Raw genomic sequence first — 14784 nt, 5'->3', positions numbered from 1 at the left:
GCCTCCCGGTTGTCTAGGCCACTTCCACCCATGGAAACCAGCACGCACGCACCGACGTACGCACTCTCGCGGGGCAGCGTCCCGCTGCTCGTCTCGTTCCCGCACGCCGGCATCGGCATCCCGCCGGACATCGAGGCGCGCATGACCCCCGAGGCGCTGCTGCGCGCCGACACCGACTGGCACCTGCCGCAGCTCTACGACTTCGTCGCGCAGATGGGCGCGAGCACGCTGGTGCCGCAGATGTCGCGCTACGTGATCGACCTGAACCGCCCGCCGGAGGACACCAACCTCTATCCGGGGCAGGACACGACCGGCCTGGTGCCGCAGGACACCTTCCGCAAGCAGCCGCTGTACCTCGCGGGCCAGGCGCCGGACGCGGCCGAGCTGGAGACCCGCCGCGAACGCTTCTGGCGCCCGTACCACGTCGCGCTGCGCGGCGAACTGGAGCGGCTGCGCGACCTGCACGGCGTCGCGGTGCTGTGGGACGCCCACTCGATCTCGAGCGTGCTGCCGCGCTTCTTCGAGGGCAAGTTGCCCGACCTGAACCTCGGCACCGACCAGGGGCGCGCCTGCGCACCGCGCGTGCAGGCGGCGGTCGAAGCGGTGCTCGCTGGCCAGCGCGACTACACCCAGGTCAGCAATGGCCGCTTCAAGGGCGGCTACATCACGCGCCACTACGGCGAGCCGGCACGCGGCATCCACGCGCTGCAGATGGAGATGTGCCACTGCACCTACATGGACGAGCCGGCGCCGTTCGGCTTCCGGCCCGACCTCGCGGCCCGCGTGCGGCCGCTGCTACGGCAGATGCTGCAGGCCGCGCTCGATGCCGCGGTGGAAGCACGCGCGTAGCGGGCTCGCGCCGATCGCGTAGCTCAACGCGGCCGGGTGGTCGACGTCCCACAGGCACAGGTCGGCCTGCCGGCCTGCGTCGATGGCGCCGTGCGTGGCCGCGAGACCCAGCGCCTTCGCCGCGTGGCGCGTGACGCCGAGCAGCGCCTCGGCCGGCGTCATGCGGAACAGCGTGCAGGCCATGTTCATCATCAGCGGCAGGTGCGTGCCGGGGCTGGTGCCCGGGTTGCAGTCGGTCGCGACCGCCATCGGCACGCGGTGCCGGCGGAACAGCGCGATCGGCGGCGCCACCGTGTCGCGCAGGAAGTAGTACGCGCCCGGCAGCATCACCGCCACCGTGCCGGCACGCGCCATCGCGATGACGCCGGCCTCGTCGACATGCTCCAGGTGGTCGGCCGACAGCGCACCGAAGTCGGCCGCCAGCGCGGCGCCGTGCTGGTTCGACAGCTGCTCGGCATGCAGCTTGACCGGCAGGCCGTGGCGCCGCGCCGCGTCGAACACGCGCTGCGTCTGGGCCGGCGTGAAGCCGATGGTCTCGCAGAACGCATCGACCGCGTCGGCCAGGCCGTCGCGCGCGATCGCCGGCAGCAGGTGGCCGACGATCTCGTCGATGTACGCGTCGGCACGGCCTTCGAACTCCGGCGGCAGTGCGTGCGCGGCCAGCAGCGTGGTGCGCACGTCGACCGGGAAGCGCTCGCCGAGCCGGCGCGCGACCTGCAGGCACTTGCGCTCGGCATCGAGCGACAGCCCGTAGCCGGACTTGATCTCGACGGTCGTCACGCCGTGCCGCATCAGCTCGCGCAGCCGGCGGGCGGAGGCATCGAACAAGGCCTCGGGCGTCGCGTCGCGGGTCTGCCGCACGGTCGAGCGGATGCCGCCGCCGGCGCGCGCGATCTCTTCGTAGCTCGCGCCCTGCAGCCGCAGTTCGAACTCGCGCGCGCGGTCACCGGCGTAGACCAGGTGCGTGTGGCAGTCGATCAGGCCGGGGGTCAGCAGCGCGCCGCCGGCGTCGTGCTCGGCGCGCGGCCGCAGCCCGCGCGGTAGCGCGGCCATCGGCCCGACGCGTTCGATGCGCCCGCCGGTGACCGCGACGAAGCCTGGCGCCGACGGCGTGCAGGCGTCGTCCAGCCCGTCGACGATGCGTGCGTTCGTCAGCAGCAGGTCGGTCATCGGAGCTCCAGCAGGTGGGTGCGTGCGGCAATGAAGGCCTCGGCGGCGCGCTCAGCGCCGGCATGCCGGCCCTCGTGCACGCGGCGTTGACCGGCCACCCAGACGTCGCGCACGCCGCGGGCGCCATGGGTCGCAAACACATGGCTCGCAAGGCGTTGCGAGGCGTTGAGGCCCGCATCGTCAGCCAGGTGCAGCAGGTCCGCCTGCTGGCCGACACGCAGTCCGCCGATCGACCGCCCGCTGGCTCGAGCGCCGCCAGTCACCGCCGACAGCCACATCGCATCGGCCACCTGCGGGTGCGCGGCGCTCGCGAGCACGTTGCGGCGCTGCTTCGTCAGCCGCTGAACGTATTCGAGCAGCCGCAGTTCCTCGGCCGCGTCGACGCTCGCATGGCTGTCGGAGCCGATGCCCCAGTGCCCGCCGTCGGCGATGAAGGCCTCGGCATCGAACACGCCGTCGCCGAGGTTGGCCTCGGTGCTCGGGCACAGGCCGGCGACCGCACCGCTGCGCGCGAGCGCGCGCCGCTCGATCGCGTCGAGGTGCGTCGCATGCACCAGGCACCAGCGCGCGTCGACCGCGGCATGGTCGAGCAGCCACTGCACCGGCCGCTGGCCGCTCCAGGCCAGGCAGTCGTCGACCTCGCGCTGCTGCTCGGCCACGTGGATGTGCACCGGCGCGCTGGCGTCGGCGCCGTGCAGCCCGCCGAGCAGGTCGCGCAGCGCTTCCGGCGGCACCGCGCGCAGCGAGTGCGGCGCCGCGCCGACGCGCACGCCGTCGTGCCGCAGCCGGCCGATCAGCGACAGCAGGCCGTCGACGCTGTTCAGGAAGCGGCGTTGCTCGGCCAGTGCCGGCTTGCCGCCGAAGCCGCTGGCCTGGTACAGCACCGGCAGCATCGTCAGGCCGATGCCGGCGTCGCGCGCGGCGGCCACCAGGCGCAACGACATCTCGGCCGCATCGGCATGCAGGCGGCCGTCGGGCTGGTGATGGACATAGTGGAACTCGCAGACGGCGGTGTAGCCGGCCTGCAGCATCTCGATGTAGAGCTGCGTCGCGATGGCCTGCAGCGCGTCGGGCGTCAGCGCCTGCGCGAAGCCGTACATCAGCGCGCGCCAGCTCCAGAAGCTGTCCTGCTCGGCGCTGCGGTGCTCGGTCAAGCCGGCGAAGGCACGCTGGAACGCGTGCGAATGCAGGTTCGGCAGGCCGGGCAGCAGCGCGCCGGCCACGCGCTCGGTGCCGGCAGGCGGCTGCAGGCCGGCTTCGACGCAGGTCAGCGTGCCGGCATCGTCCCATTGCAGCAGCACGTCGTCGGCCCAGCCTTGCGGCAGCAGCGCGTGGCGGGCGAACAGCGATCCGGTCGGGCTCATGTCACGGGCTCCAATCGAACCAGCAGCGCGCAGGGCGCTTCGCCGGTGCATTCGAGCGACAGCGCGGGCATCCCGTCGCGCCACAGCCAGGCCTGCAGCGGGCCGAGCCCGCGCGCGCCGTCGGACCAGCGGCCCAGGCTCGCGAGCAGCAGCCCGGCGACGGCCGGCTCGGTGCGCGTGGCGCCGTGCAATGCGCGCACGTCGGCGCGCCAGCGGCCACGCCGCACCATCACGTTGAAGTCGCGGCACGGGCCGTCGAACAGCGTGGCGGTCAACGCAACATCGCCGGAGAAATGGAAGGGGCGGTGCGCGCGGTCGAGTCGCTCGTCGAGTTGGCCATCGTCCGACTGCAGCCGCATGCCGGCGCCGCGCAGCAGCACGATGCAGCGGGCGATGCCGGGAAACGCGGAGAACGGCGCGTCGCGCTCGACCTCGGCGACGCTGAGGCGCCAGTCGAAATCAGCCGAAGCATCGCGCGGATGCACCGCCAGCTCGCGCGTGAGCCCGGCGCCGTTGCGCCAGGCCACGGCCGGCAGCGACTGCAGGTCCAGCGTCTCGCTGCGCCCTCCCATCACCGCCCGACCATCGGCAGCTTCAGGTGCTGGGCCTGCGCCGTCTGCACCGCGAGCTCGTAGCCGGCATCGGCATGGCGCATCACGCCCGAGCCGGCGTCGTTGACCAGCACGCGCGCCAGGCGCTTCGCGGCCGCATCGCTGCCGTCGGCGACGATCACCATGCCGGCATGCTGCGAATAGCCCATGCCGACACCGCCGCCGTGGTGCAGCGACACCCAGGTCGCGCCGCCCGACGCATTCAACAGCGCGTTCAGCAGCGGCCAGTCGGACACCGCATCGGTGCCATCCTTCATGCCCTCGGTCTCGCGGTTCGGGCTCGCGACCGAGCCGGTGTCGAGGTGGTCGCGGCCGATCACGATCGGCGCCTTCAGCTCGCCGCTGCGCACCATCTCGTTGAACGCCAGGCCGGCCACGTGGCGCTCGCCGAGGCCGAGCCAGCAGATGCGCGCCGGCAGGCCCTGGAACGCGATGCGCTCGCCGGCCATGTCCAGCCAGCGGTGCACGTGCGCGTTGTGCGGGAACAGCTGCTTGATCTTCGCGTCGGTCTTGCGGATGTCGTCCGGGTCGCCCGACAGCGCGACCCAGCGGAACGGGCCCTTGCCTTCGCAGAACAGCGGCCGGATGTAGGCCGGCACGAAGCCGGGGAAATCGAACGCGTTCTTCACGCCCTGGTCGAACGCGACCTGGCGGATGTTGTTGCCGTAGTCGACGGTCGCGATGCCCATCGCGTGGAAGTCGAGCATCGCCTGCACGTGCACCGCGCACGATTGCGCGGCCGCCTGCTTCAGGCGCTCGTGCTGGTTCGGGTCGCGCTGCGCATCGCGCCACTGGACGACGCTCCAGCCGGCCGGCAGGTAGCCATTGATCAGGTCGTGGGCGGAGGTCTGGTCGGTAACGATGTCCGGGCGGATCCCGTCGGCCTTCGCGCGGCGCACCAGTTCGGGCAGCAGTTCGGCGGCATTGCCGAGCAGGCCGATCGACACCGCCTCGCGCCTCGACGTGTGCTGCTGGATCAGCGCCAGCGCGTCGTCGAGGTCCTTCGCCTGTTTGTCGAGGTAGCGCGTGCGCAGCCGGAAATCGATGCTGCTCTGCTGGCATTCGATGTTCAACGAGACCGCGCCGGCGAAGCTCGCGGCCAGCGGCTGTGCACCGCCCATGCCGCCGAGCCCGGCCGTCAGCACCCAGCGCCCGGCCAGCGTGCCGCCGAAGTGCTGGCGACCGGCTTCGGCGAAGGTTTCGTAGGTGCCCTGCACGATGCCCTGGGTGCCGATGTAGATCCACGAGCCGGCGGTCATCTGGCCGTACATGAAGAGGCCTTGCCGGTCGAGCTCGTTGAAGTGCTCCCAGGTGGCCCACTTCGGCACCAGATTGGAGTTGGCCAGCAGCACCCGCGGCGCGTCTGGGTGCGTCCTGAACACGCCGACCGGCTTGCCGGACTGGATCAGCAGCGATTCGTCGTCTTCGAGCTCGCGCAGCGACGCGAGGATCTGGTCGAAGCAGGCCCAGTCGCGCGCCGCACGGCCGATGCCGCCGTAGACCACCAGCTCCTCGGGGCGCTCGGCGACCTCGGGGTCGAGGTTGTTCTGGATCATCCGGAACGCCGCTTCGGTGAGCCACGACTTGCAGCTCAGCGTGCTGCCGCGCGGCGCCCGCACGACGCGGCCGGGAGCCGAGCGCGCGGCCTGTGCCGCGGCGTGGGCCACGGTCTTCATGTCGGTGGTGGAATTCATCGGCGGCCTTCGAGGGGTTCTGGAAAGTGGTCTAGACCACTTGGCGCAGGATGCCGGGACTTGCACGGGCCGTCAAGCCCGGGGTGCAGTTCGCCGATCAGTCGGTGGCCGACTGCGCCGCCTCCACCAGCCGTGCGCGCAGCCACTGGTGCGCGCTGGCCCGGTCGTGCCGCATGTGCCACAGCGCCTCGACGTGGATGCCCGCCAGCGGCAGCGGGATCGGCCGCTGCACCAAGTGCTCCTGGTAGCCGGTCGCGGCGATGAAGGTGCGCGGCAGCACGGTCAGCAGGTCGCTGCTGGCGACCACCCGGCCGGCGGTGAAGAACTGGTTGACGGTCAGCACGATGCGCCGCGTGCGATGCAGCTGCGTCAGCGCCTGGTCGACCAGCCCGTGCGGCCGGCCGGAAAAGCTGACCAGCAGGTGATGTGCTTCGCAGAAGCGGTCCAGCGTCAGCTCGCCGTCGGCCAGCGGGTTGCCGCGCCGCATCACGCACACATATTGGCTGTCGTACAGGCGCTCGTGGTGGATCGGGCTCGCGCTGCCCTGGGCGATCAGGTTGGCCACCGCGTCGGGGAAGTAGCCGAGCGCGAAATCGACCTCGCCCCGCTCCAGCAGCGGGCGCGGGTCGCGCGTCGTCAACGGGATCACCCGCAGGTTGGCGAGCGCCTGGCTCTGTTCGATCTGCTGAACCAGCGACGGCATCAGCATCGCCGCGGTGGCGTCCGCCATCGCGAGTCGGAAGTTCGCCACATCTTTCTGCGGGTCGTAGTCGCCCGGCGCGAAGGCCTGGCGCAGCGCCGCCAGCGCGGCCTGGACCTCCGGCCACAGCTGCTCGGCACGCGGCGTGGGCTTCACGCCGAACGATGTGCGAGTGAGCAGTTCCTCACCGACAGAGTCCTTCAGGCGCTTGAGGGCGTTGCTGACCGCCGGCTGCGTCAGCGCCAGCCGCTCGGCCGCGCGGGTCAGGTTGCCTTCTGCCATCACCGCGTCAAACACGCGCAGCAGGTTCAAGTCAAGTGTGCGGAAATTCATGTTTCGTACTCCTCGACACCGGGATATCACTGGCGTGTATATCACTGATTCACAGCTTTCAGTGGTCAACCCATGGGGTAAACCCTAGGATTGCGGTCATGCGAGGTCGAAAACGATTTCGCGAGTCTTGAAAGGACCTCTCCATGAACCCCGTGATCAGCCTGAATCTCCCGCAAGTGCCGACCGGCGCCGCCGCGTCCGGTTCGGCATCGCAAGACCTGTGGGGCCGCCTCGGCCGCCGTGTCTGGGCTTCGCTGGAAGCCGCCGGCCAGACCCGCGCCCGTCCCGAACTGCTGGCGCTGGCCAGCCGCTACGAAGCGTCGCAGCCTGAACTCGCAGCCCAGCTGCGCTCGATGGCTTCCGCTCGTCAGCGCTGACACCAGCACGCACCGACCTCCCCCGAATTCGCCACAAGCGACCCCAACCCCGAAGGAAACACGATGACCACGACGACGATGGACCTGCAAGTCCCCCAACAACGCACCGCTCCGCGCCTGGCCGCGCCGTTCGCCGCCGCTTTCGCCGCGCTGCTGAACGCCGTGATGCCCGCCCAGCGCGTCAATGTCGAAGAGAACCAGGCTGCCCGTGAAGCCGCCGATGTGCGGGCGATGGCTCGCCAGTACCTGAAGACCGATCCCGGCTTCGCTGCGGACCTGTTCGCGGCCGCCGACCGGCACGAAGAGCTGTACGGCAACTGAACACCCGTGCCGCTGCCACGGGCGGCGGCACACACCTGAGACCATCATGAACCAGTCGACTTTCTTTGCTGACTCGCAAGCCTCGACGGCTTTCGTCCAGCGCATTTCGGACGCTTATGCGTTCGCCACCGCCGCGCTCGCCAGCCTGCTGAGCCCGGCCGCCGAAAGCCCGGCCGAAGCCGCGAGCCGGCTGCGCTCGCTTGCCGACGCCTACAGCGACGGCCAGCCGAGCTACGCCGCCGACCTGCGCGCGGCCGCCGACCGGGCCGACGCCGAGGTCTGAGCGCCCGCCGCCCCAACGCAAAGGCCCGCAGAAGCGGGCCTTTTTTCATCGGGCGTCGACCGTGTTCAGCCGGCCAGGTCAGCCGGCCAATCGTGCCTCGATGCGCGCCTTCGTCGCGCTCAGTTCCTCCGGCAGGTGCCAGGCGAGCTGCTTGAACAGCGCGTCGTGCAGCGCCAGCTCGGCCTGCCACGCGTTCTTGTCGTCGCCGGTCACCTGGTCGTACTGCGCCGCGCTGAAGTCGAGGCCGGTCCAGTTCAGGTCCTGGTAGCTCGGCGTGACGCCGAACACGTTCTCGCGGCCCTCGGCCCGGCCTTCGACGCGCTCGAGCATCCACTTCAGCACGCGCATGTTCTCGCCGTAGCCGGGCCAGACGAACTTGCCGTCGTCGCCCTTGCGGAACCAGTTCACGCAGAAGATCTTCGGCAGCGTGGCGCCCTTCGCCTGCAGCTTCGCGCCCAGCGACAGCCAGTGCTGGAAATAGTCGCTCATGTTGTAGCCGATGAACGGCAGCATCGCGAACGGGTCGCGGCGCACCACGCCCTGCTGGCCGGCGGCGGCGGCGGTGGTTTCGCTGCCCATGGTCGCGGCCATGTAGACGCCTTCGGTCCAGTCGCGCGCTTCGGTGACCAGCGGCACGGTCGTCGAGCGGCGGCCGCCGACGATGATCGCGTCGATCGGCACGCCCGCCGGGTCGTCCCAGGCCGGGTCGAGGGCCGGGTTGTTGGTGGCCGGCACCGTGAAGCGTGCATTCGGGTGAGCCGCCTTCGCGCCGGTCTCCTTCGCGATCGCCGGCGTCCAGCGCTGGCCCTGCCAGTCGGTCAGCTGGGCCGGCGGCACGTCGGTCATGCCTTCCCACCAGACGTCGCCGTCGTCGGTGAGCGCGACGTTCGTGAAGATCACGTCGCGCTTCAGGCTGGCCATGCAGTTGAAGTTGGTCTTCTCGTTGGTGCCGGGTGCGACGCCGAAGTAGCCCGCTTCCGGGTTGATCGCGTACAGGCGGCCGTCGGCGGCCGGCTTGATCCATGCGATGTCGTCGCCGATCGTCGTCACCTTCCAGCCTGGCAGGCCGCCCGGCGGGATCAGCATCGCGAAGTTGGTCTTGCCGCAGGCGCTCGGGAACGCGGCGGCCACGTGGTGCTTCTTGCCCTCGGGGCTTTCGACGCCGAGGATCAGCATGTGCTCGGCCAGCCAGCCTTCGTCGCGCCCCATCGTGCTGGCGATGCGCAGCGCGAAGCACTTCTTGCCCAGCAACGCGTTGCCGCCATAGCCGGAACCGTAGCTCCAGATCTCGCGCGTCTCGGGGTAGTGGACGATGTACTTGGTGGTGTTGCACGGCCACGCGACGTCTTTCTGGCCCGGCTCGAGCGGCGCGCCGACGGTGTGCATGCACGGCACGAACTCGCCGTCGGTGCCGAGCACGTCGAGCACCGCCCGGCCCATGCGCGTCATGATCTTCATGTTGACCGCGACGTACGGGCTGTCGGACAGCTCGACGCCGATGTGCGCGATCGGCGAGCCCAACGGCCCCATGCTGAACGGCACGACGTACATCGTGCGGCCCTTCATCGCGCCGCGGAACAAGGCCGGGGTGCCGTCAGGACGACCCGTTTGCAGCAGCGCCCGCATCTCGGCCGGGTCCATCCAGTTGTTGGTCGGGCCGGCGTCTTCCTTCTTCGCGCTGCAGATGAAGGTGCGGTCTTCGACGCGCGCGACGTCGCTCGGGCTGCTGCAGGCGAGGTAGCTGTTCGGCCGCAACTCGGGGTTCAGCTTCCTGAAGGTGCCGGCCGCGACGAGCTGGGCGCAGAGCCTGTCGTACTCGGCGGTGCTGCCGTCGCACCAGTGCACGTCGCGGGCTTCGGTCAGCGCCGCCATCTCGGCCACCCATTCCATCAGGCGGGTGTGTTTGACGTACGTGGGCGCGTTCAGGCGCAAACCCTCCATCGCGGGTCGGTTCATCGTGGACTCCAATCATCAAAGTTGCGGGATCGGGCGAACCTCCGGGCTCGCCCCATGCCGCAAACCACCCTCTGCCATGCCGTTCGCCGGGAACAGGCGGTTTCACGACGAAATGGCAATCGGCGTGCCGCCACCGGGCAAGGCATTGTCGTTCGACTGTAATCGCGCCGTAACCACCGGGGCCCGGGGGGCCATGCAAATTGGGAATACGGACATGCAAAGCAGTTGTGACTTTTTCGGCGGTTCTGCGCAGTGGCTGCCGGGCGTCCGGAGGCACGGGGTCCGGGCGTTACGTGTCCGTTTCTGCGGCCGCTTAAGATCGTCGGATGATGCGACGCCGCCTTCTCCTGTCCCTCGCAGCCGCCAGCAGTCTGGCGGTCCCGTTCACCGCCCGCGCGGCCCAGCGCAAGTCGCTCGCCGACCCGCTGCTGATGGGCGTCGAGCAGTCGCTGCTCGACTCCGGCCTCGGCCAGGCGTTCCAGAAGGGCTTCGGCCGCGACACCGGTGTCGCGGTGCAGGTGTCGGGCGGCCAGAGTGCCGCGCTGATCCAGGCGCTGGAGCGCGGCGAGATCGACATGGCGATGACCAACGTGCCCGAGCTCGAGATGCAGCTCGAGAAGCAGGGCCTGGCGCATGACCGCCACCGCGTCGCGGTCGGCGACTACGTGCTGATCGGCCCGGTCGAGGGCAAGGGCAAGAAGGCCAAGGACCCGGCCGGCGTGCTCGGTGGCAAGGACATCGGCGCCGCGCTGATGGGCATCGCGAACGCCCAGGCGCGCTTCCTCGGCAACAACAACGGCAGCGGTGCGGCACTCGCGGAACTGCCGCTGTGGCGTGCGTCGAAGGTGGCGCCTGCCGCACCGTGGTACGTGACGGCCGACCCGAAGAGCTCGATCGTCGCGCAGGCCGCGGCGCAGAACGCCTATGCGGTGGTGGAGCGCGGCGTCTGGCTGAGCCACCCGGCCAAGCCGCTCGCGATCGTCGTCGAAGGCGACCCGTTGCTGGTGACCGAGGTGCACGTGATGCGGGCTTTCCGCGTCAACCACCCGGCGGCCAAGCTGTTCACGCAATGGATCTCCGGGCCGCAGGGTCGCCGTGTCGCTTCCGGCGTGCGCGGATGGCGCTCGGTCACCGGCTGAGCCGCCGGTGACCATGCAACTGCTCAGCGTCAACGTCGCCCGTGCGAGCGAGCGGCTGATCGACGGCCGGCCGGTGCTGACGGCGATCGGCAAGCGGCCGGTCGCCGGCCCGGTCGCGGCGCATCCGATGGGGCTGGCCGGGGACGAGCAGGCCGACCTCAGCGTGCATGGCGGCCTGGGCAAGGCGGTCTACGCCTACCCGAGCGAGCACTATGCGTTCTGGCAGACGGTGCGCGCGCAGGCCCAGGTGGCCGGCTGGGACGAGCCGCTGCCGCCCGGCTCGATCGGCGAGAACCTGACACTCGCCGGCCTGCTTGAAAACCAGGCCTGGATCGGCGACGTGCTGCGCTTTCCCGACTGCGAGCTCGCGGTCAGCGAGCCGCGTTTCCCGTGCTTCAAGTTCAACGCGGCGATGGGCTTCAACCAGGCCGTCAAGATGATGGCGTCGAGCGCCTGGTGCGGCTTCTACCTGTCGGTGCGCTCGCCCGGCACGCTGCGCGCCGGGCAGGCCTTCGAGCTGCTGCCGGGGCCGCGCGAAGTCGGCATTCCGGAGCTGTTCCGCGCCCGGATGAAGAAGGGCTGAGGCCGGACTTCAGCCCGCCGGCGCCGACCAGCGGAACATCGGCGACGCCAGCAGCACCACCGCCGCCATCCGCGTCACGTGGAAGGCCGTCACCACCGGCACGCCCAGCTCCAGCACCTTGGCCGTCAGGCACATCTCGGCGATGCCGCCGGGCGAGGTGCCGAGCAGCACGGTGGCCGGGTGCAGCCCGCTGAGCTGCGCGACGCCGAGCGCGAAGCCGGCCGACAGCGCGATCATCACCAGCGTGCCGACGCCCACGCTGAGCAGCCAGCGCGGCGCGGTGTGCAGGAAGGCCGGCGTGAAGCGCGTGCCGAGCGCGACGCCGATGAAGAGCTGGCCGAGGTTGGTCATCCACTTCGGAAGGGCCGACAGCTCGACGCCGGTGGCGGTGAGCCCGAACGCGACGAACAGCGGCCCCAGCACCCACGGGTTCGAGACGCCGCGCCAGCGCAGGAAGGCGCCGCCGGCGGCCGTCATCGCGATCAGCTGCAGCAGCCCGTGCCATTCGACGACCTGCGGGCCGGGCAGCGTCGGGTCGAGCCCGTGCAGGCCGGCGAACTGGAAGCCGAACGGGATCGTCAGCACGACCAGCAGGATGCGCAGCGAATGCGCGCTCGCGACCAGGTCCATGCGCCCGCCGAAGCGCTCGGCCAGCACCGCCATCTCCGACGCGCCGCCGATCGCGCTGGCGAAGAACAGCGTCGGCCGGTCGAGCGCCATGCCGGCGTTGGCGCGCGCCAGGTAGGCGCCGAAGCCGGCACCGAGCAGCAGCGCCCACGCGATGCCGGCGAGGATCACCGCCCAGTGGCTCGCGACGATGCCGACCACCTGCGGCGTGAAGTACAGCCCGAGCACGGTGCCGATGGCCCACTGGCCGGCATTGCGCAACGGCGTGGCGGCCGCGAGCGGCAGCCCGGCCATGCAGCCGAGTGCGGTCGCGATGAGCGGGCCGATCATCCACGGCAGCGGCGTGCGCAGCAGCAGGCACAAGCCGGCGGCCGCGGCGCCGGCGAGCAAGGTCAGGGCAAGGCGGGCCGGGCGGCGGGAGAGGAATTCAGGCACGCCGCGATGCTAGCCGCGGGGCCTGTCAGCGCGCTTTCACGCGCCTTCAAAAACCTTCCAGCACCACCTTGCCGCGCGCCTTGCCGCTCTCGATGAACGCATGCGCGCGCTTCAGGTTCGCCGCGTTGATCGTTCCGAAGTGCTCGCCGAGCGTGCTGCGCAGCCGCCCGGCGTCGACCAGCTTCGCGACCTCGTCGAGCAGTTCGTGCTGCTTGTGCATGTCGGCGGTCTGCATCATCGGCCGCGTGAACATCAGCTCCCAGTGCAGCGACAGGCTCTTGCGCTTCATCGGCATCACGTCGAGCGGCTCTTTGAAATCGTCGATCAGCGCCAGCTTGCCCTGCGGCGCTAGCGCCTCGACGATCTGCTGGTAATAGGTGGGTGTGTGCGTCAGCCCCGCGACCGCGGCGACCTGCGGCACGCCGGCCGCCTGCAGTTGCGGCAGCAGCGGCTGGTGGTGGTCGATCACATGGTGCGCGCCCAGTTCGCGCAGCCAGGCCTGCGTCTCGGGGCGCGACGCGGTGCCGATCACCGTCAGCTTCGTCAACCGGCGCGCGAGCTGCGTCAGGATCGAGCCGACGCCGCCAGCCGCACCGATGATCAGCAGCGCGCCTTCGGTGTCGGCCGTCGTGCCGAGGCGGTCGAACAGCAGCTCCCATGCGGTGATCGCGGTCAGCGGCAACGCGGCGGCCTGCGCAACCGGGATCGATGTGGGCGCGTGGCCGACGATGCGCTCGTCGACCAGCTGCAGCTCGGCATTGCTGCCCGGGCGCGTGATGTCGCCGGCGTACCAGACGCGGTCGCCCGGCTTGAACAGCGTGACCTGCTCGCCGACCGCTTCGACGGTGCCGACGGCATCCCAGCCGATGACCTTCGCCTGCCCGTCGGCGGGCATGCTGCCGGCGCGGATCTTCACGTCGACCGGGTTCACCGACACCGCCTGCACGCGGACCAGCAGGTCGCGGCCGGCGGCCACCGGCTCGGGCAGCGTGACATCGAGCAGCGACTCGGCATCGGTGATCGGCAGAGGGCGGCGGTAGGCAACGGCTTTCATCGAGCGGCTCCGGAAGGAAGTGGTGCGGTCCGGGCACTGTACGGAAGGCGACACGAATTGATAATCCGGCCCCGGCCACTATCACCTTCAAACAAAATTTGAAGAATGCCGTGGCGGCGATCGAGGCAACGACAATACGGTGCTGAACCGTTTCCAGAAAGCCGCCGATGCTCGCCTACCGCCACGCCTTCCACGCCGGCAACCATGCCGATGTGCTCAAGCACACCGTGCTCGGCATGGTGCTGCGCTACATGAACCAGAAGGACAAGCCGTACCGCTTGGTCGACACCCATGCCGGCGCCGGCGGCTATTCGCTCGAAGGCCAGTATGCGACCAAGAAGGGCGAGTTCGAGCAAGGCATCGCGCGGCTGTGGGGCCGCGACGACCTGCCCGGTCCTGTGGCCGACTACGTGGCCGCGGTGCGGCAGTTCAACCCCGACGGCAAACTGCGTCAGTACCCCGGCTCGCCCGCCTTTGCGCAGATGCTGCTGCGCGCGCAAGACCAGCTGCGGCTGTTCGAGCTGCACAACACCGACCACCGCATCCTCGAGTCCTTCCTCGGCGCGACGAAGAACGTCGAGATCTTCAACGCCGACGGCTTCGACGGGCTGAAGGGCCAGGTGCCGCCGTCGAGCCGGCGCGCCGCCATCCTGATGGACCCGAGCTACGAGGGCCATGGCGACTACGGCCGCGTGATCGCCTCGTTGCGCGAGGCGCTGCTGCGCTTCAGCGAAGGGGTCTACATGGTCTGGTACCCGCAGGTGCAGAAGCTCGAAGCGGCGCAGCTGCCGCGTCGCCTCGAAGGCCTGGCGCCCAAGGGCTGGCTGCATGTGCGCCTGACGGTGCAGGTGCCCGATGCGCAGGGCTTCGGCCTGGCCGGCAGCGGCATGTTCATCCTGAATCCGCCGTACACGCTGCACGACGAACTGCTCGCGGTGCTGCCCTACCTGGTCGACGTGCTGGGACAGTACGACGACGCGAACTACCTGCTCGAGCAGAAAGCCGCCTGAACCACGCGACCGAGGCCGCGTAAGTTAGGTTGCAAGCGGTTTCAACCGAGTTTCATGAAACGCTCGGTAGATTCCCTGACGCCCGCCGTTTTGCTGCAGTGCCGTAGCTGCACTGCCGCAATCCGCGCCAGGGCGCGCGCCTGCTTGTGTCCGGCGATGTCACGTGATGTTTTTCACAGTCTTCGACGGGGCGTTCCGGGCTTGTCATCGTCTTAACGATTGGTAAACGTCTTCTTGCAAGCGCTTTCAGCCGTGGCTATGCTCGCGCCGCGTTCGCA

The 14784-nt window shown here is 70.1% G+C and carries 15 protein-coding genes; 7 read left to right on the top strand and 8 right to left on the bottom strand.

What is annotated here, in order from left to right:
• The first annotated feature begins 30 nt into the window (after positions 1–30).
• Entirely contained in the window at positions 31–849 is an 819-nt protein-coding gene (gene hutG, locus FHT26_RS20970) for an N-formylglutamate deformylase (RefSeq protein ID WP_168562048.1), read from the top strand.
• Here the strand turns inward: hutG and hutI are convergent.
• The 5 genes from hutI to FHT26_RS20945 all read right to left on the bottom strand — a co-directional run bounded on the left by hutI (position 796) and on the right by FHT26_RS20945 (position 6721).
• Positions 796–2019 carry an imidazolonepropionase gene (hutI, locus tag FHT26_RS20965; protein WP_168562047.1) on the bottom strand — a complete coding sequence of 408 codons (1224 nt, stop codon included), beginning with the start codon at positions 2017–2019 and terminating at the stop codon, positions 796–798. The two genes, hutG and hutI, sit on opposite strands and share 54 nt — an antisense overlap.
• Positions 2016–3383: a formimidoylglutamate deiminase gene (locus tag FHT26_RS20960; protein ID WP_168562046.1), complete on the bottom strand. Its 1368-nt coding sequence runs from the start codon at positions 3381–3383 to the stop codon at positions 2016–2018. Before FHT26_RS20960 ends, hutI begins: the two co-directional genes overlap by 4 nt.
• Positions 3380–3955, bottom strand: coding sequence for a HutD/Ves family protein (locus FHT26_RS20955; protein ID WP_168562045.1), 576 nt, complete (start codon positions 3953–3955; stop codon positions 3380–3382). Before FHT26_RS20955 ends, FHT26_RS20960 begins: the two co-directional genes overlap by 4 nt.
• Entirely contained in the window at positions 3955–5670 is a 1716-nt protein-coding gene (gene hutU, locus FHT26_RS20950) for a urocanate hydratase (RefSeq protein ID WP_246868045.1), read from the bottom strand. The genes FHT26_RS20955 and hutU overlap by 1 nt, the downstream gene beginning before the upstream one ends.
• Positions 5671–5785: 115 nt before the next feature.
• Entirely contained in the window at positions 5786–6721 is a 936-nt protein-coding gene (locus FHT26_RS20945; RefSeq protein WP_168562043.1) for a LysR family transcriptional regulator, read from the bottom strand.
• A 143-nt stretch (positions 6722–6864) separates the two neighbouring features.
• Here FHT26_RS20945 and FHT26_RS20940 point away from each other — a divergent pair, with 143 nt between their 5' ends.
• From FHT26_RS20940 to FHT26_RS20930, 3 genes are all read left to right on the top strand, one after another.
• Positions 6865–7098, top strand: coding sequence for a hypothetical protein (locus FHT26_RS20940; RefSeq protein WP_168562042.1), 234 nt, complete (start codon positions 6865–6867; stop codon positions 7096–7098).
• A 63-nt stretch (positions 7099–7161) separates the two neighbouring features.
• On the top strand, positions 7162–7419 hold the full coding sequence (locus FHT26_RS20935; RefSeq protein ID WP_168562041.1) for a hypothetical protein: 258 nt from the start codon (positions 7162–7164) through the stop codon (positions 7417–7419).
• 46 nt (positions 7420–7465) lie between these two features.
• Entirely contained in the window at positions 7466–7702 is a 237-nt protein-coding gene (locus FHT26_RS20930; RefSeq protein ID WP_168562040.1) for a hypothetical protein, read from the top strand.
• Between the two features lie 78 nt (positions 7703–7780).
• On the opposite strand, the gene FHT26_RS20925 is transcribed toward FHT26_RS20930, so the two are convergent.
• On the bottom strand, positions 7781–9658 hold the full coding sequence (locus tag FHT26_RS20925; RefSeq protein WP_168562039.1) for a phosphoenolpyruvate carboxykinase (GTP): 1878 nt from the start codon (positions 9656–9658) through the stop codon (positions 7781–7783).
• 326 nt (positions 9659–9984) lie between these two features.
• Here FHT26_RS20925 and FHT26_RS20920 point away from each other — a divergent pair, with 326 nt between their 5' ends.
• Positions 9985–10797, top strand: a complete 813-nt coding sequence (locus FHT26_RS20920) for a substrate-binding domain-containing protein (RefSeq protein ID WP_168562038.1) — start codon at positions 9985–9987, stop codon at positions 10795–10797.
• Positions 10798–10810: 13 nt separating this feature from the next.
• Complete coding sequence (locus FHT26_RS20915; protein ID WP_168562037.1) at positions 10811–11380, top strand: MOSC domain-containing protein; 570 nt, start codon at positions 10811–10813, stop codon at positions 11378–11380.
• Between the two features lie 9 nt (positions 11381–11389).
• Here FHT26_RS20915 and FHT26_RS20910 read toward each other — a convergent pair whose 3' ends face one another.
• Together FHT26_RS20910 and FHT26_RS20905 are read right to left on the bottom strand one after the other, a co-directional pair.
• Positions 11390–12442, bottom strand: coding sequence for an AbrB family transcriptional regulator (locus FHT26_RS20910; RefSeq protein ID WP_349238191.1), 1053 nt, complete (start codon positions 12440–12442; stop codon positions 11390–11392).
• A gap of 46 nt (positions 12443–12488) precedes the next feature.
• Positions 12489–13496: a zinc-binding alcohol dehydrogenase family protein gene (locus FHT26_RS20905; protein WP_168562036.1), complete on the bottom strand. Its 1008-nt coding sequence runs from the start codon at positions 13494–13496 to the stop codon at positions 12489–12491.
• Positions 13497–13663: 167 nt separating this feature from the next.
• Between FHT26_RS20905 and FHT26_RS20900 the strand changes: the two genes are divergently transcribed.
• The gene (locus FHT26_RS20900; RefSeq protein WP_168562035.1) at positions 13664–14506 is read left to right on the top strand and encodes a 23S rRNA (adenine(2030)-N(6))-methyltransferase RlmJ; all 843 of its coding nucleotides are present in this window, start codon (positions 13664–13666) and stop codon (positions 14504–14506) included.
• Positions 14507–14784: the final 278 nt, after the last annotated feature.

Origin of the sequence: Rhizobacter sp. SG703 (assembly GCF_012275445.1) — a bacterium.
Classification (GTDB): domain Bacteria; phylum Pseudomonadota; class Gammaproteobacteria; order Burkholderiales; family Burkholderiaceae_C; genus Rhizobacter.
This window is presented reverse-complemented; position numbering and strand designations above follow the sequence as displayed.

Excerpts from the sequence above, each read along its gene's own strand:
- hutG (WP_168562048.1), top strand. The coding sequence starts at position 31 with ATGGAAACCAGCACGCACGCACCGACGTACGCACTCTCGCGGGGCAGC.
- FHT26_RS20920 (WP_168562038.1), top strand. The coding sequence starts at position 9,985 with ATGATGCGACGCCGCCTTCTCCTGTCCCTCGCAGCCGCCAGCAGTCTG.
- FHT26_RS20915 (WP_168562037.1), top strand. The coding sequence starts at position 10,811 with ATGCAACTGCTCAGCGTCAACGTCGCCCGTGCGAGCGAGCGGCTGATC.
- FHT26_RS20935 (WP_168562041.1), top strand. The coding sequence starts at position 7,162 with ATGACCACGACGACGATGGACCTGCAAGTCCCCCAACAACGCACCGCT.
- FHT26_RS20940 (WP_168562042.1), top strand. The coding sequence starts at position 6,865 with ATGAACCCCGTGATCAGCCTGAATCTCCCGCAAGTGCCGACCGGCGCC.
- FHT26_RS20945 (WP_168562043.1), bottom strand. The coding sequence starts at position 6,721 with ATGAATTTCCGCACACTTGACTTGAACCTGCTGCGCGTGTTTGACGCG.
- hutU (WP_246868045.1), bottom strand. The coding sequence starts at position 5,670 with ATGAAGACCGTGGCCCACGCCGCGGCACAGGCCGCGCGCTCGGCTCCC.
- FHT26_RS20925 (WP_168562039.1), bottom strand. The coding sequence starts at position 9,658 with ATGAACCGACCCGCGATGGAGGGTTTGCGCCTGAACGCGCCCACGTAC.
- FHT26_RS20955 (WP_168562045.1), bottom strand. The coding sequence starts at position 3,955 with ATGGGAGGGCGCAGCGAGACGCTGGACCTGCAGTCGCTGCCGGCCGTG.
- FHT26_RS20930 (WP_168562040.1), top strand. The coding sequence starts at position 7,466 with ATGAACCAGTCGACTTTCTTTGCTGACTCGCAAGCCTCGACGGCTTTC.
- FHT26_RS20960 (WP_168562046.1), bottom strand. The coding sequence starts at position 3,383 with ATGAGCCCGACCGGATCGCTGTTCGCCCGCCACGCGCTGCTGCCGCAA.
- FHT26_RS20905 (WP_168562036.1), bottom strand. The coding sequence starts at position 13,496 with ATGAAAGCCGTTGCCTACCGCCGCCCTCTGCCGATCACCGATGCCGAG.
- hutI (WP_168562047.1), bottom strand. The coding sequence starts at position 2,019 with ATGACCGACCTGCTGCTGACGAACGCACGCATCGTCGACGGGCTGGAC.
- FHT26_RS20900 (WP_168562035.1), top strand. The coding sequence starts at position 13,664 with ATGCTCGCCTACCGCCACGCCTTCCACGCCGGCAACCATGCCGATGTG.